At 69.9% G+C, this 20,956-nt stretch carries 19 protein-coding genes; 10 read left to right on the forward strand and 9 right to left on the reverse strand.

Going from position 1 to position 20,956, the window contains the following annotated elements:
* Window positions 1-85 precede the first annotated feature (85 nt).
* The gene (locus tag MMF94_RS19735; protein WP_241038516.1) at window positions 86-961 is read left to right on the forward strand and encodes an SDR family NAD(P)-dependent oxidoreductase; all 876 of its coding nucleotides are present in this window, start codon (window positions 86-88) and stop codon (window positions 959-961) included.
* Window positions 962-972: 11 nt separating this feature from the next.
* Window positions 973-1,449 carry a MerR family transcriptional regulator gene (locus tag MMF94_RS19740; protein ID WP_241038521.1) on the forward strand — a complete coding sequence of 159 codons (477 nt, stop codon included), beginning with the start codon at window positions 973-975 and terminating at the stop codon, window positions 1,447-1,449.
* 7 nt (window positions 1,450-1,456) lie between these two features.
* Here MMF94_RS19740 and MMF94_RS19745 read toward each other — a convergent pair whose 3' ends face one another.
* On the reverse strand, window positions 1,457-3,274 hold the full coding sequence (locus MMF94_RS19745) for a sigma-54-dependent Fis family transcriptional regulator (RefSeq protein ID WP_241038524.1): 1,818 nt from the start codon (window positions 3,272-3,274) through the stop codon (window positions 1,457-1,459).
* Between the two features lie 390 nt (window positions 3,275-3,664).
* On the opposite strand from MMF94_RS19745, the gene MMF94_RS19750 reads away from it, so the two are divergent.
* The 6 genes from MMF94_RS19750 to MMF94_RS19775 all read left to right on the forward strand — a co-directional run bounded on the left by MMF94_RS19750 (window position 3,665) and on the right by MMF94_RS19775 (window position 10,938).
* The gene (locus MMF94_RS19750) at window positions 3,665-5,302 is read left to right on the forward strand and encodes a ferritin family protein (protein WP_241038663.1); all 1,638 of its coding nucleotides are present in this window, start codon (window positions 3,665-3,667) and stop codon (window positions 5,300-5,302) included.
* 106 nt (window positions 5,303-5,408) lie between these two features.
* The gene (locus tag MMF94_RS19755; protein WP_241038525.1) at window positions 5,409-6,464 is read left to right on the forward strand and encodes an FAD-binding oxidoreductase; all 1,056 of its coding nucleotides are present in this window, start codon (window positions 5,409-5,411) and stop codon (window positions 6,462-6,464) included.
* Window positions 6,461-7,648, forward strand: coding sequence for a ferritin family protein (locus tag MMF94_RS19760; RefSeq protein ID WP_241038528.1), 1,188 nt, complete (start codon window positions 6,461-6,463; stop codon window positions 7,646-7,648). The genes MMF94_RS19755 and MMF94_RS19760 overlap by 4 nt, the downstream gene beginning before the upstream one ends.
* Window positions 7,645-8,025 carry a propane 2-monooxygenase effector subunit MimD gene (gene mimD / locus MMF94_RS19765; RefSeq protein WP_379660373.1) on the forward strand — a complete coding sequence of 127 codons (381 nt, stop codon included), beginning with the start codon at window positions 7,645-7,647 and terminating at the stop codon, window positions 8,023-8,025. Before MMF94_RS19760 ends, mimD begins: the two co-directional genes overlap by 4 nt.
* A gap of 95 nt (window positions 8,026-8,120) precedes the next feature.
* Complete coding sequence (gene groL / locus MMF94_RS19770) at window positions 8,121-9,809, forward strand: chaperonin GroEL (protein WP_241038529.1); 1,689 nt, start codon at window positions 8,121-8,123, stop codon at window positions 9,807-9,809.
* Between the two features lie 7 nt (window positions 9,810-9,816).
* Entirely contained in the window at window positions 9,817-10,938 is a 1,122-nt protein-coding gene (locus MMF94_RS19775) for an amidohydrolase family protein (RefSeq protein WP_241038530.1), read from the forward strand.
* A gap of 34 nt (window positions 10,939-10,972) precedes the next feature.
* Here MMF94_RS19775 and MMF94_RS19780 read toward each other — a convergent pair whose 3' ends face one another.
* The 4 genes from MMF94_RS19780 to MMF94_RS19795 form a co-directional block, all read right to left on the reverse strand.
* Window positions 10,973-12,532, reverse strand: a complete 1,560-nt coding sequence (locus MMF94_RS19780; protein WP_241038531.1) for a hypothetical protein — start codon at window positions 12,530-12,532, stop codon at window positions 10,973-10,975.
* A 265-nt stretch (window positions 12,533-12,797) separates the two neighbouring features.
* Window positions 12,798-14,006, reverse strand: a complete 1,209-nt coding sequence (locus MMF94_RS19785; RefSeq protein WP_241038548.1) for an amidohydrolase family protein — start codon at window positions 14,004-14,006, stop codon at window positions 12,798-12,800.
* A gap of 59 nt (window positions 14,007-14,065) precedes the next feature.
* On the reverse strand, window positions 14,066-15,427 hold the full coding sequence (locus tag MMF94_RS19790) for an MFS transporter (RefSeq protein ID WP_241038549.1): 1,362 nt from the start codon (window positions 15,425-15,427) through the stop codon (window positions 14,066-14,068).
* 80 nt (window positions 15,428-15,507) lie between these two features.
* Window positions 15,508-16,563 (reverse strand): gamma-glutamylcyclotransferase family protein, encoded by a 1,056-nt coding sequence (locus MMF94_RS19795; protein ID WP_241038551.1) that lies wholly within the window; start codon window positions 16,561-16,563, stop codon window positions 15,508-15,510.
* Window positions 16,564-16,613: 50 nt separating this feature from the next.
* On the opposite strand from MMF94_RS19795, the gene mtnA reads away from it, so the two are divergent.
* Window positions 16,614-17,588 carry an S-methyl-5-thioribose-1-phosphate isomerase gene (mtnA, locus tag MMF94_RS19800; RefSeq protein WP_241038665.1) on the forward strand — a complete coding sequence of 325 codons (975 nt, stop codon included), beginning with the start codon at window positions 16,614-16,616 and terminating at the stop codon, window positions 17,586-17,588.
* Window positions 17,589-17,592: 4 nt separating this feature from the next.
* On the opposite strand, the gene MMF94_RS19805 is transcribed toward mtnA, so the two are convergent.
* The 4 genes from MMF94_RS19805 to MMF94_RS19820 all read right to left on the reverse strand — a co-directional run bounded on the left by MMF94_RS19805 (window position 17,593) and on the right by MMF94_RS19820 (window position 20,114).
* Entirely contained in the window at window positions 17,593-17,985 is a 393-nt protein-coding gene (locus tag MMF94_RS19805; RefSeq protein WP_241038558.1) for a type II toxin-antitoxin system VapC family toxin, read from the reverse strand.
* Window positions 17,982-18,272: a type II toxin-antitoxin system Phd/YefM family antitoxin gene (locus MMF94_RS19810; protein ID WP_241038559.1), complete on the reverse strand. Its 291-nt coding sequence runs from the start codon at window positions 18,270-18,272 to the stop codon at window positions 17,982-17,984. Before MMF94_RS19810 ends, MMF94_RS19805 begins: the two co-directional genes overlap by 4 nt.
* Window positions 18,273-18,396: 124 nt before the next feature.
* Window positions 18,397-19,032 (reverse strand): MBL fold metallo-hydrolase, encoded by a 636-nt coding sequence (locus tag MMF94_RS19815; protein WP_241038562.1) that lies wholly within the window; start codon window positions 19,030-19,032, stop codon window positions 18,397-18,399.
* The gene (locus tag MMF94_RS19820; RefSeq protein ID WP_241038564.1) at window positions 19,029-20,114 is read right to left on the reverse strand and encodes an S-(hydroxymethyl)mycothiol dehydrogenase; all 1,086 of its coding nucleotides are present in this window, start codon (window positions 20,112-20,114) and stop codon (window positions 19,029-19,031) included. The genes MMF94_RS19815 and MMF94_RS19820 overlap by 4 nt, the downstream gene beginning before the upstream one ends.
* Window positions 20,115-20,191: 77 nt before the next feature.
* Between MMF94_RS19820 and MMF94_RS19825 the strand changes: the two genes are divergently transcribed.
* Window positions 20,192-20,956 carry an enoyl-CoA hydratase/isomerase family protein gene (locus tag MMF94_RS19825; RefSeq protein ID WP_241038566.1) on the forward strand — a complete coding sequence of 255 codons (765 nt, stop codon included), beginning with the start codon at window positions 20,192-20,194 and terminating at the stop codon, window positions 20,954-20,956.

Genomic DNA, 20,956 nt, shown 5'->3' on the forward strand with positions numbered 1-20,956 from the left:
AGCCGCTTTTCGCCGTCGTGAGAACCAGCCGTCGGACGTCGCGGCGCTTGCGTTCGAGCGCGCTCGAAGACCTAGCTTCGCCGGCATGACAACCCCTGGTACGACACCATCGACCTGGATCATCACCGGCGCCTCGCAGGGCCTCGGCCGCGGGCTGGCCGAGGCCGCGCTGGCTGCGGGGGACCGCGTCGTCGCCGCTGTCCGCCGGCCGGACGCGGTGGCCGACCTCGCGGCGGCCCACCCCGACCGGTTCGCCGCGATCGCCGCCGACGTCCGCGACACCGCTCGTGCACCGGAGGTCATCCGGGCCGCACTCGACCGGTTCGGCCGCATCGACGTGCTGGTCAACAACGCCGGACGCGGCCTCGTCGGGGCTGCCGAGGAAGTGGACGAGGCCACCCTGCGTGACCTCATGGACCTGCACCTGTTCGGCCCGGCCGCGCTCGTGCGCGCCGCGCTGCCTGCCATGCGGGAGCAGGGCAGCGGCACCATCGTCCAGATGAGCAGCCAGGGCGGACGCATGTCGTTCCCCGGCGTCGGCGCCTACTCGGCCGGCAAGTTCGCACTCGAGGGATGGTCGGAGGCGCTGGCCGGGGAGGTCGCGCCGTTCGGTATCCGCGTGCTGATCGTCGAGCCGAGCCGGTTCCGTACGTCGTTCAACGCGCCGGGCGTCCTGGGCTTCGCCGAGGCGAGCGACACCTATGCCGATGTGCTCGCCGCAGTTCGGACGGACATGGCAGGCGCGGACGGGATGCAGCAGGGCGACCCGGCCCGCGCGGGCGACATCCTGGTCGACCTCGTCCACGGCTCGGACCTGCCGCTGCGGCTCGCACTCGGCTGCGAGGCGGTCGAGCGGATCTCCGCGTCCTACCACCGTGGCCTCGCTGAACTGGAGGGGTGGCGCCACGCCTCGGTCGGCGCCGACTTCGCCGACGCCGTGCCCTCGGTCCGGCCGATCTAGTCTCGACCACCGTGGCAACCGAGGACCTGATGAGCAGGGCGCTCAGCGCGCTCGGCGAGCTGGACGGACCGATGTCGGTCGAGGTGATCCACCGGCTCGTCGACGTCACCGGCGTCGAGGAGCCGATGTCGATCGCCGAGGTGGCCGACTTGCTCGACCTCTCGCCGCACACGCTGCGCTACTACGAGCGGATCGGTCTGATCGAGGTCGGCCGGGACGCGGGAGGCCACCGTCTCTACGAGCCTGCGGTGGTGCGGCGCCTGGTGTTCCTGACGCGCATGCGGCTGTCCGGGATGGCGATCCGGGATCTGCAGCACTACGTGGCGCTGGTCGACGCAGGGGAGGACACGGTGCCCGAGCGGCTGGAGATGCTGATCGAGCACCGTGACACGGTCCGGCGCCAGATCCGCGAGCTCACGCTGTCGCTGGCCGCCACCGAGTACAAGATCGCGACCTACGGCGGTGCCACCGGCGACGGTCACGTCTGATCGGCGGTCACCCTCGGCTGCCGGCTTCGAGACCAGGCGTCGAGATCCCGTAGCCGCGGATCTTGCGGTAGATCGTGGCGCGTGACATCCCCAGGTGACGGGCCGCCTCTGCCTTGTTGCCGTCGTTGTCGAGCAGGGCGTTGACGATGGCGTCGCACTCGATGGCCTCGAGCGGCGTGAGCACCCGGCGGGTGATCGCCCGGCACTCCGGGGGCAGGTCCGCCGCCGCCAGCACGCCGGACCGGCGACGGGCGACGGCCTTGCGCAGCGCCTGGTAGAGCTGCTCGACGTTGCCGGGCCAGCGGTGCCGCATGAGCACACGCATGGCCTCCGACGAACAGGTGAGGTCGCTTCCTCGCGTGAGCCGCGCGAGCAGGTGGGGGACCAACTCGGCGACGTCCTCGACGTGGTGGCGCAGCGGCGGCACCACCACGGTGCGGGGGAAGGACTCCAGGAGGGCGCTCGAGTCGAGGCCGCCGGGGCCCACGGTGACCACGACCCAGGGGCGCTCGGGGTCGGTGGACTCGCGGTGCGGTTCGAGGGCGTCGACGAGGGCCTGCAGCCCGTCGGGAGGAAGCCGGTCGACGTGGGAGAGCACGAGCGTGCCGCTGCCGTTCTCCAGTTCGTCGATGATCTCCGCGATCCACCGCGGCCCGTAGTCGTCGGCGTCGAGCAGGCGCAGGTGCGCTGCCGGGGTGCGCCGCTGGTGGGTGGCCCGGGCGATGGTGCTCTTCCCGACGCCCGGCTCGCCCTCCAGCACCAGCCACTCCCGGTTGCGGAAGTGGCGGTCCACGGCCTGGCAGCACTTCATCCAGAGCACCCCGGACCCGACGGCGAGCTGCGACGACGTCGGGGGCGTCGGGCCCTGGCGGGGACGGGCGATCTCGGGTGCGGCGAGCTGAACGGTCAGGACGCCGCCGGCCGTGTCACGGTCCGACCAGCTCGGACGGCAGTGCACGCGCGCGACGGCCCCGCTAGGTAGGTCGACGAGCAGCAGCCTGCGGCCGGAACGTAGCGCTTCGGTGGCCCCGGCGAGCAGTGTGACCTGGTCGGTGGGGTCGATGAGCGCGCGGGCGCTGTCGTTCAACATCACCAGGTCGGGGCTGACGGCCAGCACCGCTCCGCGGCCACGCCGGCATGCCGTCAGGTAGTCGTGCAGCAGAGCGAGCTCGCGCGGGCCGGACTGGTCCAGCAGGGCGTTCTCGATCTGGCGTGCGATCCGGGCCACCGCGGTGGACATGAAACGTCCGGCGTCGGGGCGCCAGCAGGTGAGGTCGACGACGCCGAGCAGCTTGCCGTTGACCGGGTGCCAGATCGGGGCGCCTGCGCAGGCGAGGTCGGCGAGGTGGTCGACGTAGTGCTCGTGGCCGAACACCTGCGCGGGACCGCGCCCTTCCAGTGCGGTGCCGATCCCGTTGGTGCCGATGAAGCGCTCGGCGTAGGAGAACCCGGGGGCGAGCCAGACCTTGTCCAGGTGCTGGTTCAGCCCCGAGTCGCCGGTGCGCCGCTCCAGTACGACGCCGTCGGCGTCGGTGAGGATGAGGCTCACCGGTTCCCCGGCCAGCTGGTCGGCGACGTCGGCCATGATGGGCGCCGCGGCCCGGACGAGCGGTGAGTCGGGCTCGGTGTCGAACTCGCACGACAGCTCGACACTGTCGGTGGCGACGTCCCACTCTCTGGAGCGAGTCCACGACGCGAGGATGGTTTCGCGGACCGTGCCCTCCTCCACATGGTCATCGACCAGGAAGGACGTGCGAGCGCGTACGAGTACCTCGGCGGACCTGTCGGTCCGTCGAGGCGGGAGTGCGTGGTTCGATCGGACCAAGCGCGTGCTCTCCCTTGGCGCAGCGGGCGACTCGCGACGATGCGGAACCTTGCGTCTCGCAGAAGGTACCGCAGCCGTGAGACGGCCTGGGGGGAGCAATCGGCAACCGTCTCATATTGAGACCTCTGGGTGACGGCCAGGGCGGTGTGATTCCGGGCACGAGGCGAAGGTTCGGACTCGGGGTGCCCGCGCGGTCGGGCCCGGACCGGCGGCTCGGGTCCACCTCCGCTGCCGGCGCCACCCGCGCACGGACCGGCACCGCGGAACGGGGGCAGACCACGGGGAGCGGCGTGTGCTCCCGCCGGTCCGGGTGACTCCGGGCAGGCGGACGGCGCGCATGCCGGTCCGCGGCCCACCACAACGTGAGGAGTCGATGTGAGTCGGCAGAGTCTGGCGAAGGCTCATCAGAAGATCCAGGAGCTCGCCTGGGAGCCGCAGTACCACGAGCCGTACATGAAGTACGGCACCGACTACACCTTCCGGAAGGCCGCCAAGAAGGACCCGCTCAAGCAGGTTCTTCGGTCCTACTTCCCCATGGAGGAGGAGAAGGACAACCGCGTGTACGGCGCGCAGGACGGCGCCATCCGCGGCAACATGTTCCGCCAGGTCCAGGAACGGTGGCTGGAATGGCAGAAGCTGTTCCTGTCCATCATCCCGCTGCCCGAGATCTCTGCCGCCCGATCGATGCCGATGCTGTTCCACGTGGTTCCGAACCCGGAGCTGCACAACGGCCAGGCGATCCAGATGATCGACGAGGTTCGGCACAGCACGATCCAGCAGAACCTCAAGCGGCTGTACATGAACAACTACATCGACCCGGCGGGTTTCAACAACAGCCTGCGCAACTTCCAGAGCGACTACTGCGGCACCATCGGCCGGCAGTTCGCCGAGGGGTTCATCACCGGTGACGCCATCACCGCGGCCAGCATCTACCTGACGATCGTCGCCGAGACGGCCTTCACGAACACGCTGTTCGTGGCCATGCCGGCGGAAGCGGCGGCGAACGGCGACTATCTGCTACCCACGGTGTTCCACTCGGTGCAGTCCGACGAGTCGCGGCACATCTCCAACGGCTACGCCACCCTGCTGATGGCGTTGTCGGACGAGGACAACCGCCAGCTTCTCGAGCGCGACCTGCGCTATGCGTGGTGGAACAACCACCGCGTGGTGGACGCCGCCATCGGCACGTTCATCGAGTATGGCACCAAGGACCGCCGTAAGGACCGCGAGTCCTACGCGGAGATGTGGCGTCGCTGGATCTACGACGACTACTACCGGTCCTACCTGGTGCCGCTCGAGAAGTACGGCCTGACGATCCCGCACGACCTCGTCGAAGAGGCGTGGAAGCAGATCTGGGACAAGGGCTACGTCCACGAGGTCGCGCAGTTCTTCGCCACCGGTTGGCTCGCCAACTACTGGCGTATCGACGCGATGACCGACGAGGACTTCGAGTGGTTCGAGTACAAGTACCCGGGCTGGTACAACAAGTACGGGAAGTGGTGGGAGAACTACTCCCGCCTGGCCACGCCCAACGGGCACAACGCGATCGTCGCCGAGGACGTGGACTACGTCTACCCGCACCGCTGCTGGACCTGCATGGTCCCGTGCCTGGTGCGTGAGGACATGGTCATGGCCGAGGTCAACGGTCAGTGGCGCACGTACTGCCACGAGGTCTGCCGGTGGACCGACGTCGAGGCCTTCCGGCCGGTCTACCAGGGCCGGGAGACGCCGAACATGGGCCGGCTGGTCGGCCACCGTGAGTGGGAGACCCTCTACCACGGGTGGAACTGGGCCGACGTGGTCAAGGACATGGGCTTCGTCCGCGACGACGGCAAGACCATGACGGCGCAGCCGCATCTCGACCTCGACCCCAAGAAGATGTGGACGCTCGACCACATGCGGCGGATGCCTCCGCTGCTGAGCCCGAACGTCGTGCTCAACGAGATGAGCGACGACGAGCGGCAGGCGTTCCACGCCGACTACGTCCGCCAGGGGCCGGCCGGACGTCCGGCACCTACCGACGCCTGAGCGCGGGTCAGGCGAGGGGGGAGGGTCGCGCGAACGGCCCTCCCCCTGCTTGGCCCTGCTCGTTCCCTGCTCGTTCCAGAGCACGAGCCGAAGGGCTTGAGATCAGTTGGGTGACAAGCACGTCGTCCGGTTCGAACCGGTCGGCATCGAGATCGAGGTCGACGAGGACCAAACCATCCTGCGCGCCGCGGCCGAGCAGGGTGTCCAGCTCATGCACGGCTGCAAGGAGGGCCAGTGCGCAGCGTGCAAGTCCTTCGTCCTCGAAGGTGAGGACATCGAGCTCGACAAGTACTCGACCTTCGCGCTCCCGGACTTCGAGAGGGAGGAGGGGCAGACGCTGCTCTGCCGGGCGCACGCCTACGAGGACCTCGTCATCGAGCTCCTCAACTACGACGAGGAGATCATCCGGGGTGGGCTCCCGCTGCGCACCGGCACGGTCGAGGTGGTGTCCAACGATGCGGTGACGCACGACATGCGACACCTCGTCGTGCGACTCGTCGAGCCCGAGGAGATCAAGTTCTTCCCCGGGCAGTACATGGACTTCAAGGTGCCGGGCACCGACGAGAGCCGGTCGTTCTCGATGGCGAACACGCCTAATCGGGACGGTCTCCTGGAGTTCGTCATCAAGATCTACCCGGGCGGGCTGTTCTCGGAGTACCTCGCCGAGAAGGTCGAGGTCGGGGACCGCCTGCAGGTGGAGGCGCCGTTCGGCACCTTCACCCTCCGCGAGAGCCGCACGTCCGACCTGCTGTTCGTCGGCGGTGGTGCGGGGATGGCCCCGATGCTCGGACTGCTGAGGTCGATGGCCGAACGAGGGGTCGAGCGCAAGGTCACCTTCTACTACGGCGCTCGTGGGCTGCGCGACCTCTGCTTCACCGAGGAGCTGGCAGAACTCGGGGGCCGGTTGACCGACTTCACCTACGTCCCTGCGCTGTCGGAGCCGGCGGCGGACGACGGGTGGAGTGGGGCGACGGGCCTGATCACCGAGGTCGTGAAGAGCCGTGAGTCCGGGTTGGGAGGAGTGGATGCCTATGTCTGCGGTCCGCCGCCGATGGTGGATGCGGCCATCGCAACGCTGACCGCGCTGGGAGTGAGTGAGAACCAGATCTTCTACGACAAGTTCACCACCACTGGTGAACCGGAAGGCGAGGACGGCCCATGACCACCACCGAGCGCCCAGAACGCAGCGTCCCGAAGCCCGTCTTCACCGACGCAGAGGCTGGGGCGCGCGAGTTCCCCGACTCGGGCGCCAGCGCCCGTCGGTACAACTACTTCTCACCCGCGAAGCGCAAGCAGACCCACTACGAGGACGTCACCGTCGAGGTGCAGCCCGACCCGCGGCACTACCTGACGCAGGGTTGGATCTACGGCTTCGCCGACGGTGAGACCGGCTACCCGCTGCACTGGACCAAGCTCAAGGCCTGGGGCGTCGACCAGCCCGAGCCCCAGCGTGGGATCGGCACCGGCGGCCTGCCCGTGGAGAACTGGCCTGCGCACGGCTGGCACGAGTTCCGCGACCCCAACGAGGAGTGGGAACAGACCATCTACCGGTACAACGCCAACGTTGTCCGGCAGCTGAACCAGAACGTCGAGAACGCGCGCAACGCCAAGGCGTTCGACTTCTGGGCTCCGAACTGGGTGCGGTTCGTCGAGCGCCACGTCGGTGCGTGGATGCACATCGAGCACATCCTCGGGCTGTACGTGTTCGCGTCGAACGAGCGCTCCGGCCCGACGAACATGCACAACACGGCGATGGCGGTGAACAGTGCGCACAAGATCCGGTTCGCGCAGGATCTGGCGCTGTACAACCTCACGCTGACCGAGGAGATCGACGGGTTCGACGGCGTCGCGCATCTCGACGCGTGGAACAACGACGACGAGTGGCAGGGTGTCCGCAAGCTGACCGAGGCGCTCACGGCTGTCGAGGACGACTGGGGCGAGGCGATCTTCGCCGCCAACGTCGTGTTCGAGCCGCTGGTGGGCGAGCTGTTCCGCAGCAACCTCGTGATGCAGTCCGCGGCGCCGCACGGCGACTTCGTCACCCCCACGGTGATGGGTGCCGGGGAGTACGACTACGCCCAGCGTGACCTGCGCTGGACCGTCTCGTGCTTCGGGCCGCTCGTGCAGGACCGTGAGTTCGCCGAGCACAACAGGCAGCTCATGTCCGGCTGGCTGACCAAGTGGGTGCCGCAGGCGCTCGAGGCGGCCCGCACGATGCAGCCGCTCTGGTCGTCCGTCGATCACAAGCCGCCGCGCTTCGAAGACGGCCTCGACAGGGCCAAGAACCGGTTTGCCGGGATCTGCAGCGATCTCGGTCTCCAGACCCCCGAGGAGCTGAAGCAGTGACGACCACACCGACGACCGGCGCGGCCGAGAGCCGCTTCCAATCGAACAACACCGCGTCGAACATGTGCGGTTTCACCCTGATGAACAGCCAGGTCGGCGTACTCATCTCGAACGTGCTGACCAGAATCGACAACGTCAAGGTGACGCATCTGCCCTCGATGATCCGCGTCGACGGTCAGGGCAAGTTCGAACTGATCTACTCCGACGTCGACGAGGAGGCTGGCGAGGAGGAGGGCTGGTTCAACGCGGCCGAGTTCGAGGAGGCCATGTCCACCCACTACGGGCGCATGGTGCACCTCGACGACCGCACGATCATGTTCGCCAATCCCGAGGACGCGGCCGAGTACATCGACTTCGACCTCAAGCCCGTCTCGTAACCAGGTCCGGGCCGCCGCCGGATCATCGGCGGCGGCCCGGCTCTTTCGTTGATCCGCACCCGCGCCGCAGACCAACGTCTCTGGAGGTCCCCGTTATGGCCAAGGAACTGCGTTTCGGTGAGGAAGGTCGCCGCCTCCTGCAGGCAGGCGTCGACCAGCTCGCCGAGGCCGTCAAGAGCACTCTGGGCCCGAAGGGCCGCAACGTCATCCTGGAGAAGATCACGGGGTCCCCCGAGGTCACGAACGACGGCGTGACCATCGCTCGCGAGATCCATCTGCGCGACCCGTTCGAGAACATGGGCGCGCAACTGGTGAAGGAAGCCGCGGTCAAGACCAACGACACCGTCGGCGACGGCACCACCACCGCCACAGTCCTGGCGCAGGCCATCGTCCGGCAGGGCATGAAGGCCATCGCCGCAGGCGGCAACCCGGTGCTGGTCAAGCGCGGTATCGACACCGCGGTCGCCGCCCTCGTCGAGCGGCTCGCCGAGGTGGCACACCCGGTGTCCTCCGAGGAGGACTACGCGCGCGTCGCCGCGATCTCCGCCAACGACGACTACGCGATCGGCCGCTCTGTGGCACGGGCGTTGCACACCGTGGGCGACGACGGCGTCGTCACCGTCGAGGACTCGCCGTTGCTGGGCCTGTCGGTGTCGTTCGTGGAGGACTTCGAGTTCGACAACGGCTACGTCTCGCCGTACATGGTGACGAACCCCGGCACGCTCGAGGCGATCGTCGAGGACCCGTACATCCTCTTTTCCGCGGAGAAGATCAAGGACGTCCAGTCGATCATGCCGGTGCTCGACAAGATCATGCGTGCCGAGCGGCGCCCACTGGTGATCGTCGCGGAGACCGTCGAGGGCACCGCGCTGCAGATGCTCGTGCACAACCACGTCAACCGCGTCTTCCAGACCGTCGCGATCAAGGCGCCCGGATTCGGCGAGAAGCGCATCCACCTGCTGGAGGACATGGCCGCGTTGTGCGGCGGCAAGGTGCACAGCAAGAGCTCGTCGTTCTCCCTGGAACAGATGACGGTGGAGCACCTCGGCCGTGCCACCCAGGTCCGGGTGACCGGCGACAACACCACCATCATCGGCGGCGGCGGAGACCGTGAGGCGCTCGAGTTGCGGCTCACGCAGCTGCGCGCGGAGCTGTCCCGCGCCACCATCGGCACCGACGAGGACTTCTTCTCGGAGCGCATCGCCCGGCTCTCCGGCAAGGCCGCGATCATCGGGGTCGGCGCGCCTACCAACGCGGAAGCGAAGGAGGTCCGGCACCGCGTCGACGACTCGTTGCAGGCCACCCGGGCGGCCATCGCGGAGGGCATCGTGGCGGGCGGTGGCTCGGCGCTGCTGCACGCCGAGCCCGTGCTCGACAAGCTCGACGTCGCAGGCGACTACCGCATCGGTGTCGAGATCGTGCGCCAGGCGCTCACCGAGCCCGTGCACCTGATCGCCTCGAACGCCGGGTACGACGGCGACGACGTGGTCAAGCAGGTCACGGCGATGGGCGTCGACGAGGGCTTCGACGCTCTGGAGGGCCGCTACGGGAACATGGTGGAGATGGGCATCATCGACCCGCTCCGGGTCGTGCGCTCGGCCCTGCAGAACGGCGCATCGGTCGCGGGGCTGATCCTGACCACCAACTCGCTGGTGGCCGAGGAGGTCACGCCCTGGAACAAGTCGCTGATGACCGAGTTCGGGCCGCTCGACGAGGGCATCCCGCAACCGTCTCCCGACTCCAGCACACCGCAGTCGCTGGGCCTCGGCCCGTCGGTCGGCTAGACGCGCCATGTTCACCGTCGGGGGCCAGCGGATCCTCGTCATCGACGCCCAGGTGCACGTGTGGGACGCGAGCCCGCACAACCAGGCGATTCCCGACGGCGAGGCCTATGCCACGGACCTGCTGCGCAGGCACCGTGAGCTCGACGGTGCGGGCCTGCCGCCCCACGACGTGGAGCGCGTCTCCGAGCACAGCCTGACGCGTGACGTCTTCGAGGGCGGCTACGTCGACCGGGCGGTGCTGCAGCCCGTGGTGCTCGGCGACCTGTTCGTGCTGGGCTTCAGCCCGCTGGAGTGGCACGCGGAGGTCGCCGGGTGGATGCCCGGGCGGTTCGTGCTGAGCGGTGAGCTCGACCCCGGCGGCGGGCAGCCGGGGGCGCGCGGGCTCGGTCCGCGGGTGCGGCGGTTCGACCTGCGAGGGCTGACGCTGTGCGAACGGCGCAGGCCTGCGGGCTGGCAGCGGCTGGGCGACCCGTGGCTGCGCCGCACCCTCGCCCGGTGCGGCGCGGCCGGGGCGGACGTCGTGCACATCGGTGTCGGGCCCTCGACGTTGCCCGCGCCGTGGCGGCGCGAGGAGAAGAGTGCCCCCACATCACCGCCCGGGGTGGCGCGAGACCGCCCGCCTCGGGTGCCGGGATGGGCGGAGCCCGTGCGGGCGGGCTCCGCCCTCCCGGCGCGGACGCGAGCGGCCGAGCGGGTGGCACCCGCCGGGTTCGACGTGGCGCAGTTCCGGGAGCTGGCCCGGGCGTTGCCGGACATCCGGTTCGTGCTGGGCGCGGGGTGCCTGCCCGGTCCCCGGCTCTGCCGGCTGGCGGAGCTGCCCAACGTGTACGTCCTGCTCACCGAGATCCTGCCGTGGACCGACTCACTCGACTTCGCCCACGCGTTCGGGCAGCTCCTCGCGGCGTACGGGCCGGAGCGGCTGCTCTTCGGCAGCGGATACCCGCTGGTGCGGCCGGGCCGGTTGGTGCGCGAGCTCGCCGCGTACCGGTTCCCCGATGAGCTGCGCCATCGCTACCCGCGCTTCGACACGGCCGCCAAGCGCGCGGTGCTCGGCGGCAACGCGGCGCGCCTGTACCGGATCGGCAGGGCGGTTCCGGCGGCGTCCACCGCGGTGGCCGCGGGCGCCTGAGCCACGTGCGCCCCCGGAGATCTCGGACGGCCGGTCATGGCTCGTCGAGGGTGCCTTCCCGCAGGCGCGTGTAGATGCCGAGGATCTTTCGTGCGTTCTCGACGGCCTCCTCCATGGGCAGTGAGGTCGCGGTCGGCCGGGAGCCGGGCACCTTCCTGAGGCCCGGCCGGATCGCCCGGTTCTCGAAGCGAAACAGCTCTTGGGTACCGGGGTCGCGCTGGTCGGCAGCGGGCTGGGCACCGATGCTCTCCAATGCGCCTTCCGTCGCCTGCACGTCCTCGGGGCTGAATTCGGGCTTCGTGGACAGCCATTGGGCCATCCCGCCTTGCGAGAGGTAGTCGTGACCGTTGGTGATTCCATGGATCCAGGCCTTCACGGTCAGCGAGGCGAGCGCCGGCCGTGGAGCTGCCGGATTCGACGGAATCAAGGATGAATCGGGTCGAATCCTCGTTCTTCGCATCTCGTCAAGATTGTTTACCGCGGAGACCAGGGTGTCGACAAGGGCGTCCGGGGCGGACCGGATCGCTTCTTGTTGTATCCGTGGCACTGCCGAGAACATCTGGACGAAGTTGTTGCGATGAAGCAGTCCCAGGCGGTTCTTGACCAGTTCGAATCCCCACTTGCCCGGCACACCGGGCTTGCTGAGCTGACCGGTACAGGCGACGAGCGCCGCAAGAAGGCCCACGAGGTCCCGCGTGTCACCAACGAGCGCCTCCGTGTACGGGTCCGTTTCCGCCAGTTCTTCGATCATGCCGTCGGCGGCGCCCGGCGCGGCCCCGATGATCTTGAGGTTCCGCGTGGCCACCACGCTCGACGGATGGACTGTCTCCCGGTCGGGCGTGCGTGCCGTCTTCTCTTCTCTTGCCTCGTCGGGGTCGGGACCGATCCGCCTCATCATCGCGGGTACGTCGGCGAGCGGCACGCCCGATGTGGACTGCATCTTCACGACGAAACCCGGTGCTCCGCCGGAGAGCAGCAGATCGTTCCCGGGGATATCGTGTGAGCCGCTCAGATTGTGCTCTGCGGGCCGCACGAAATCAGTGCCGAGGCTGTCCGCCGATACCGGATACGGTGGGCTACCTGGAACGTCGCCGGGGCCGGTCCGCCCGCGCACTTTCTCGAGATCGTGCGTGATGCCGAGCATCCCGCTGGCGGCCGCGTCGAATCCGTCCAGGCCCTCCTCCGTCTCGTCGAACGGATCGGTCACGAACTCGAGATTGCTTCTCGTGGGTCCCCCGCTGTCGTCTGCTTCCAGCCCGAAGTTGACGCCGGCCTGCAGAAGCGCCTTGCGCTCGACGGGCATGACCCCGTCGGTGGTGCCGCTCGCCGAGCCCGCGGCAGATTCCGCTGGTGGCTGCAGACCACGGACATGTCGCCACGGGTGCCAGTCCGACGATTCGAACTCGAACCCGACCCTGCGCTGTATCGTCGCCGCCAGCGTGTCGGGGGTCTTCTGCGCCTCGTGATTCCCGGGCGCCGACTGCCTGGTCGAGGCCATCGGGCGGGCCTCGGATGGACCGTGGTCCGCCGATCGGCCGTCGCCGATGGCGCGGGTGACCGCCGCATTACCGGCCAGCCGCTGCAAGATCAGCATCCGTGACGGAACCGACAGCGGCCGATGCGCCGGTGCCGGCCCCGATTCATCTGCAGAACTCCGGTTCCGGGCGATAGGACCGACTTGTCCACGAGCCGCTGCGGACAGGCCCTGCGTCCGGCCGGTAGGCCCGTCATGGTCGTTGGCCGCCCGCGGCACGACCTCCACCCCCCACCATGATCGTGGTCTCCAGACTGCGCGCCAATGTCGCTCGGTGCAACGCCTGGAGCGGAAGACCAGGTCTTGCGGTGCCTGTCGGTGCTCGTCAGCGGGTCAGCCAGACCCTCCAGAGGGCGGTCGGGTCCGTGAGCGGGTCGCCGTGCACGAGGCTGAAGTGGGCGGGGTCGCCGACGCGGAGCCGCCCGGCGTGAGGGATCCCGAGCAGGTCACCTCCGCGCCACGTCACCGCCGCCAGTGCCGTCTGCGGGGAGACCCCCGCCGCGACGAGCGCCTCCACCTCCCAGGCGAGCTGGTTGGCACGCAACGAGCCGCCCCCGAAGTCGGACCCCGCAGCGATCGTGACGCCGCCGGCGTCGGCGAGCCGCACGCTCGCCCGTGCGATCTCCTGGCGGTCCTGGATCTTCCGGCGTGCATCCGCCTCGGTGAACCGGGGGATGGCGGTGGTCTGCGCGAAGGTCGACCAGGAGTACAGCACGGAGAGCGTGGCGACCATCGCGACGCCGCCCGCCTTCATGAGGGCCACCGTGTCGTCGTCGAGCTCGTAGGCATGCTCGAGGCTGTCCACCCCCGCTTCCGCGCCGACGCGGTTGCCGGACAGAGCCGTGGCATGGGCGGCGACCGTGGCACCGCGATCGTGGGCCACCTGCACCGCCGCGCCGACCTCCGAGACGGTGAAGGGGGCGGTGTCCAGGTCGGGCCCGTCGAGGTACAGCTTGACCAGGTCGGCACCCTCGTCGAGCTGCTGCCGCACCGCGCCGACGAGGTCGGCACCGTGCTCCACCTCGACGGTCAGGCCCTCTGGCAGAGCGCCCTTGCGACTGACCCAGGTGCCCGCCGCGCGGATGTACGGGCGATCCTGCCTGCCCTGCCACCGGTTGCGCAGGAGCAGGCTCACCGCCCGTTCGTCGCCGCTCCCCGGGTCGAGCCTGCGGGGTGAGCCGACGTCCCGGGCCCATCGGATGCCGGCACGCAGCATCAGCTCGGCGTTCTCCTCACCGACCGCGAGCAGCTCGTCCAGCGGGTCTGCGCCGCGTTCGATCCAGCGGGCCCCGCCGGGCATCGACACGTGGGCGTGGGAGTCGACCATGCCCGGCACGATCGACGTGCCCGCGCCGTCGACCACCGTGACGTCGCCGAGTGATCGGGGATCCGGATGGTCTCCCTCGGTCCACAAGCCGGTCACCGTTCCGTGCTCCGCCAGGAGCCACACGCCCGGAACGAGGGTGGGGGAATGCCCGTCGGCGAGCGCGGCGTCCGTGACGAGAACACGTGCGGCGCCCAGCCGCGAGCCCATTGTGTGATCCACACCTGTCACCCAAGCACGCTGCCCTGTGTCAGCGGCGCCGTCGGGGGTCACCGGACGAGCGCGCTGTCCGAGTCGGCCGGCTCCGTGCCCGGGATCCGCGTGGGGTGGCTGATCGAGACTCGCGCAGTCTCGGGCATGAGCAGGATCGGGATGATCGCGACCGCCGCCGCGCCCATGAGGTAGAAGGCCGGCACGGCCGTGTTGCCGGTGCGGTCGATCAGGGCGGTGATGACCAGGGGGGCGGTGCCGCCGAACAACGCCGTGGACACCGAGTAGCCGATGGAGAAGCCCCCGTACCGGTTGCGCGTGGGGAACATCGCCGGCAGCGCCGAGCCGATCGTGCCCAGCATCAGCACCAGCAGCACCGCGAGGATCACCATTCCGCCCGTCACCGGGAGCGGGTCGCGCATGCCCACCAGCGCGATGGCTGGGTAGGCGAGAACCAGGAACCCGACCGCCGAGGTGAGCAGCAGAGGTTTGCGGCCCACCCGGTCCGACAACGCGCCGACCGGCGCGATCACGAGCATCATCCCGATCATCACGCCGATGATGACGATCAACGCCTCGGTGTCACTGATCTCCAGCACCTGGGTCAGGTACGTGGGCATGTAGGTCAGCAACGTGTAGTCGGCGACGTTGAGCAGGATCACGAAGCCGATCAGGTTGATGATCTGGGGCCAGTACGTCCTGAGGACCTCGCTGAACGGGGCCTGTGTGGTCTCACCCGCGCGCTCGCAGCTGCGGAAGGCCGGGGTGTCCTCGAGCCGGTTCCGCAGGTAGAACCCGATCAGGCCGAGCGGCCCGGCGATCAGGAACGGGATGCGCCAGCCCCACGAGTTCAGCGCCTCGTCCGACAGCGAGAGCTGGACGGTGGTGGCGATGCCCGCGCCGAGCACGTACCCGGTGAGCGTGCCGAACTCGAGGAAGCTGCCGTAGAAGCCGCGCTTGCGGTCGGGCGCGTACTCGGCGATGAACGTCGCCGCGCCGCCGTACTCGCCGCCCGTGGAGAAGCCCTGGATGAGCCGGGCGAGCAGCAGCAGGATGGGCGCCGCGATGCCGATCGTGGTGTAGCTCGGGATGAGGCCGATGAAGAACGTGCAGCCCGACATCATGAGGATCGTCACGGCCAGTACGCGGCGGCGGCCGAACTTGTCGCCGAGCGGGCCGAGGAACACCCCACCGAAGGGGCGCAGCACGAACGGGATGGCGATGCCGGCGAAGACCAGCATCGTCTGTGCCGCGGGGCTGGCCTCGGGGAAGAAGTTCAGCCCGATGCTCGTGACGAGGTAGCTGTAGATGGCGTAGTCGAACCACTCCACCGCGTTGCCCATGGCTGCGCCTGCCACGGCCCGCCGCACCGTCCGTACATCCGGTTGATCGGCGACATCCGGTCGCTCGTCGTCACTCATTGTTCACCGCCCAAATCCGCATACGGCGCCCGACGCTAGCTCGGAGGGATCGTCGATGCAGGACGGACAGCGGCCGCGGGTCAGTCGTTCGGGGGCCATCCCGCTGCCAGCCGGGGCATTCCGCGGGAGGGCGCCTGCCACGCGTACACCCAGCAGGACCGCTCGTGCGGCCCTTCCGCTGTCCGGATGCGCCGGTACTCGGGGCCCTCGTACTCGTCGATGCCGGGGAACGCGGCGACCGGATCGCGCAGTGGCACGAGCCAGCCGGGAGCACGGTCGCCGGTGCCCGGGAGCAGCGCCGGGAAGCCGCGTCCGGTGTCGAGCACGGTGCCGTTGACGGTGCCGCGCACGGGGTCGCCCGCCGCGTGGGGGGCGAGGCGGTCCCACGACGGGTTGCCCGGTTGCAGCAGGCCATAGGCGAAGAGCGCGGCAGGCCACTCGTCGGGGTGCGGCTCGCCGTGCACCGTGAAGGCGTCGAGGCCGTCACCGGGAGCGGCGTTTCCCGTCAGCTCGAGTGCAGCGAGCTGCGACACGTCCGCGCAGCGCACGGCCGCCCCGTCGACGAGCAGCGGGCGGCGGATGGCGGCGTGCCCGAGGTAGCACCACGGGGCGTCCAAGCGCGTGCCGTCCTCGAGGTCCACCTCGCCGGTGCGCAGCCGGGCCAGGCGGAATCGCTCGTCGCGACCCTCGCAGCGGTCGAGCACCGCGATCTGCTCCGGCGTGGCGAGCCACACAGCGTGATCCTCGACCGTCCCGGGGGATGCCGCCAGCACCGCGGGGCGCTGCCCGTCGCGGTGGCGGAGCCCGGCGGCCCAGACAGCAGCGACGTCGCGGGTGCGGGCGCGCAGGACCACCACCGGGTCGGGCCCCAGCCCGAGCTCGCGGCGTAACCATGTGATCTTGCTCGGGCAGCGGTTCGAGCCGTAGGTGAGCACGGGCACACGCTCCGCGGCGGGTGCGCAGCCGTGGCCGGCGAGCCATGTGTCGAGCGGCGCCTCGCCGACCGTGGAGACGAGCCAACCGGCCCGTGGGTCGGGGCGGACCGGATACGAGACTTCGTCGAGATGGACGAAGGAGGACGGCGGGACGGCGCCGGGGTAGGGGTCGGCAGGGAAGTCGGCATCGGGCCAGGACACTTCTCGACGGTAACCCGCTCACGTTCGCGGGCCGTTACGATCGATCGGTGCTGCCGCAGACGATCGACTGGGTGGACGGCCGTATCGCGCTGGTCGACCAGACAGCGCTGCCGGAGCTACGCGTCGTGCACATCGACGATGCCGACGAGCTCGTCGACGCGATCCGCAGGCTCGTCGTGCGTGGCGCTCCCGCGCTCGGGGCGGCCGGTGCTCTCGGGGTCGCGCTCGCGGCCAGGTCCGTTGCGGGTGCCGAGTTGGCGGACGTGGCGGCCCGGCTCTCCGCGGCGAGGCCGACCGCAGCGAACCTCGCGGTGGGGGTGCGGCGCGCCATGGCCGTCGCGGCCGACGGCCCGGACGCGGTGCTCGCGGCAGCGCAAGCGGTGCTCCAGGAGGACATCGCGGCCTGCCGCGCCATCGGTGCCCGTGGCGCCGACCTGCTCACCGAGCTGTGCGGCCCGGAGCCGTTGCGCCTGCACACGCACTGCAACGCCGGTGCGCTGGCCTGCGTCGAGTGGGGCACCGCCCTGGGCGTGGTGCGGTCGTTGCACGAGGCGGGCCGGGTCGCCAACGTCGTCGCCGACGAGACCCGCCCGGTCCTGCAGGGCTCACGGATCACTGCCGTCGAGCTGGCGGCGATGGGGGTGCCGTTCCGGGTGGTGGTGGACGGGGCAGGCGCCTCGATCATCGCCCGCGGGCTCGTGGACGCGGTCGTCGTGGGCGCCGATCGGGTAGCCGCCAACGGCGATGTCGCCAACAAGATCGGCACCTACCCACTGGCCCTGGCCGCGGCGCGGGCCGGCATCCCGTTCGTCGTGGCGGCACCGGAGTCGACGCTCGACCCTGCCACCCCCGACGGCGCCGCCATCGAGATCGAGGAGCGGGCCGCCGAGGAGGTGCTCGTCGTGGGCGGGGTGAAGATGGCCCCGGATGGCAGCGCGGCGTGGAACCCGGCGTTCGACGTGACGCCTGCCGACCTGGTCACTGCTGTCGTCACCGAGAAGCGGGTCTGGCGTCCCGGCACGTGAGGGGTCAGACCGGGGCTGCCGCCGGGATCCCGTGCGCCGCCGCGGCGTCCAGGAGTCGCTCGTCATAGCTCAGCAGGACAGAGAGCTCCTCCCGCACGAGCAGCGCCGTGGCGAGGTGGATGGCGTCGAGCGAGCGGAGCATCGGACCCGGGAGTCGAGCGGCTGATTCGATGACGGCTGCGGAGATCTCGATCTGCGTGACAGTGGTGAGCAGGATGTCGATCCGCGGTAGTCGTGCCGGATTCGATCGCATGGTGCCGCGCCGGGCTTCCACGGTGATGAGGGCACTGGAGACGAGGCCTGGTGCGCCGTCGGCCGCCAGGTAGTCCCGCAGCGCTCCCGACTCCGCCTCGTCGCGCACGAGCTTGAGCAGCGCCGACGTGTCGATGTAGATCAATACCGTTCCTCGTCGCGCATCTGCCGAAGCACATCGGACGGCGAGGGTTCGCCCGGCTCCGCCGGTGGCGGCGGGAGTAGGTCGAGGATGTTCCCGCGGCCTCGCCGCAGCTGCCCGGCTGCCTCGAGCCGGTCGAGGATCGAGGTCGGCTCCTCGGCCGGTACGAGATACGCCACCAGCTCGCCCCGTACCGTGACCGGCACCCGCTTCCCGGCCTTGGCCATGGCGACGTACCGCGAGGCGTGCTGGCGCAGCTCGCGGATGCCGATGCTCTCAGGGTCACCCACGCAACGAATGTAGCACCGGCGTGCTACATCGCACTCTGCCTACGTCGCAGCGCCTGTGGTCACCTCGCAGCGCGCCGACACGCTGCGAGGTCGTACGACGAGCTGCGACGACGGTCGGGATGGGCTAGTGACCCCGCGCGATCCACTCCTCCAGGTGGGGAGCCTCTTCGCCGATCGTGGTGGGGTCGCCGTGGCCGGTGCGCACGACCGTGTCGCCGGGCAGTGCGAGCAGCTTCTCCCGGATCGACGTGATGATCGTGTCGAAGTTGGAGTACGACCGCCCGGTCGCTCCCGGCCCGCCCTGGAACAGGGTGTCGCCGCTGAAGACGGTGCCGAGCTCGGGCGCGTACAAGCAGGACGAGCCGGGGGAGTGTCCCGGCGTCTGCAGCACCCGCAGCTCCACCCCGCCCGCGGTCAGCACGTCACCGTCGGCGAGCTCCCGATCGGGCGCCCGGTTCGGGTGGGTCATCTCCCAGAGCGGCGCCTCGGCCGGGTTGAGCAGGATCGGGGCGGCGAACCGGTCGGCCAGTGCGGGCGCCCGGTTCACATGGTCGTCATGGGCGTGGGTGCACACGACGGCCACAACGCGCCGCCCGCCGACGGCCGCTGCGATCTTCTCCTCGTCGTGGGCAGCGTCGATGACGAGCACCTCGTTCTCGTCGCCGACGATCCAGACGTTGTTGTCCACCTCCCACGTGCCGCCGTCCAGCGAGAACGTCCCGGATGTGACGACGTGGTCGATCGGGCCGGGGGGCGTCACAGCATTACCACCGATCGCAGCACCTCGCCCTTGTGCATCTTCTCGAACGCGGCCTCGACGTCCTCGAGCCCGATCGTCTCGCTGACGAACTTGTCGAGCGGCAGCCGTCCCTGCAGGTGCAGGTCGACGAGCAGCGGGAAGTCACGGCTGGGCAGGCAGTCGCCGTACCAGGACGACTTGGTGGCGCCGCCGCGGCCGAAGACGTCGATCAGCGGCAGGTCGATCGTCATGTCCGGCGTCGGTACGCCGACGAGCACGACGGTGCCGGCCAGGTCGCGGGCATAGAACGCCTGCTTGAACGTCTCGGGCCGGCCGACCGCGTCGACCACGACGTTCGCGCCGTTGCCGTCGGTCAGCGCCTGCACGCCCTCGACCGGATCCTGCTGCCGCGAGTTGATGGTGTGGGTGGCGCCGAACTCCTTCGCCCACTGCAGCTTCCGGTCGTCGACGTCGATCGCGATGATCGTGGTGGCCCCGGCGAGGTTCGCGCCGGCGATCGCGGCGTTGCCCACGCCGCCGCAGCCGATGACGGCGATCGAGTCGCCGCGCCCGACCTTGCCCGTGTTGATCGCCGCGCCGATGCCGGCCATCACTCCACAGCCCAGCAGGCCCGCCGCCTCCGGCTTGACCGCCGGGTTCACCTTCGTGCACTGCCCGGCGTGGACCAGCGTCTTCTCGATGAACGCGCCGATACCGAGAGCGGGGGTGAGCTCCTCGCCCGACTCCAGCGTCATCTTCTGGGCGGCGTTGTGGGTGGAGAAGCAGTACCACGGCTCACCGCGGCGGCACGCGCGGCAGGTGCCGTCGACGGCACGCCAGTTGAGGATCACGAAGTCCCCCGGCTCGACGTCGGTGACGCCCTCGCCCACGGACTCGACGATCCCGGCTGCCTCGTGGCCGAGGAGGAACGGGAACTCGTCGTTGATCCCGCCCTCGCGATAGTGCAGGTCGGTGTGGCAAACGCCGCAAGCCTGCACCTTCACCACGGCCTCACCCGGGCCCGGATCCGGCACGATGATCGTCTCGAGCGAGACCGGCTCGCCCTTCTTGCGAGCGACGACCCCGCGCACCTTCTGCGACATGTTCTCCCTCGACTCTCTGCTCTGGACGGTCTCCTGCGCAGCGTGCCATGGGATGGGACTGCGCGTAGGTTTCGGGCGTGATCGAACTGGAGGATGACGGCAGCGGTGACGATCGCGTCGCGGTGCTGCGGCTCGACCACGGTCCGGTCGGGGCGATGGATGTCGAGCTGTGTGACGCCATTGCGGAGCGGTTCCGCGCCCTCGCCGCCAGCCCCGTCCGGGCCGTCGTCGTCACCGGAACGGGCCGCGCCTTTTCGGCAGGTGTCGACCTGAAGCGGTTCCTGGCCGGTGGCGCGCCGTACGTCGAGCGGTTCCTGCCGGCGTTGTGCGAGTCGTTCCGGGCGGTGTTCGAGCTGTCGAAGCCCGTGGTCGCGGCGCTCAACGGGCATGCGATCGCCGGGGGCTGCGTGCTGGCCGCGTGCGCGGACGTCCGGCTGATGGCCGACGGCGGCGGACGGATCGGGGTGCCGGAGGCCCGGGTGGGCCCGCCGTTCCCGCGAATCGCGATCGAGGTGCTGCGCCACACCGTGGGTGACGTGGTGGCGCGCAGGCTGACGATCGGTGCCCTGACCTACCCACCGGCCGAAGCGCTGTCCATGGGGCTCGTCGACCGCGTGCTGCCGCCGGAGGAGGTGCTCCAGCAGGCCGTCGCCACGGCGAGGGCGATGGCCACGGAGGTGCCACCGGACACGTTCGCGCTGACGAAGGCACAGCTGCGCCGTGACGCCCTGGAGCGCACCTCCCGGTACGCCGACGAGGACGCGGCGGTGACGGAGCTGTGGAGCCGTCGCGCCGCCGATGGCTGGACGGCCCGCTACCTGGAGTCCGTCACGCGAGGGTGA

It is taken from the genome of Pseudonocardia alaniniphila, assembly GCF_022524485.1.
GTDB classification, from domain to species: Bacteria; Actinomycetota; Actinomycetes; order Mycobacteriales; family Pseudonocardiaceae; genus Pseudonocardia; species Pseudonocardia alaniniphila.

Excerpts from the sequence above, each read along its gene's own strand:
- MMF94_RS19760 (WP_241038528.1), top strand. The coding sequence starts at position 6,461 with ATGACCACCACCGAGCGCCCAGAACGCAGCGTCCCGAAGCCCGTCTTC.
- MMF94_RS19780 (WP_241038531.1), bottom strand. The coding sequence starts at position 12,532 with ATGCTGATCTTGCAGCGGCTGGCCGGTAATGCGGCGGTCACCCGCGCC.
- MMF94_RS19775 (WP_241038530.1), top strand. The coding sequence starts at position 9,817 with ATGTTCACCGTCGGGGGCCAGCGGATCCTCGTCATCGACGCCCAGGTG.
- MMF94_RS19820 (WP_241038564.1), bottom strand. The coding sequence starts at position 20,114 with ATGTCGCAGAAGGTGCGCGGGGTCGTCGCTCGCAAGAAGGGCGAGCCG.
- MMF94_RS19735 (WP_241038516.1), top strand. The coding sequence starts at position 86 with ATGACAACCCCTGGTACGACACCATCGACCTGGATCATCACCGGCGCC.
- MMF94_RS19785 (WP_241038548.1), bottom strand. The coding sequence starts at position 14,006 with ATGGGCTCGCGGCTGGGCGCCGCACGTGTTCTCGTCACGGACGCCGCG.
- groL (WP_241038529.1), top strand. The coding sequence starts at position 8,121 with ATGGCCAAGGAACTGCGTTTCGGTGAGGAAGGTCGCCGCCTCCTGCAG.
- MMF94_RS19790 (WP_241038549.1), bottom strand. The coding sequence starts at position 15,427 with ATGAGTGACGACGAGCGACCGGATGTCGCCGATCAACCGGATGTACGG.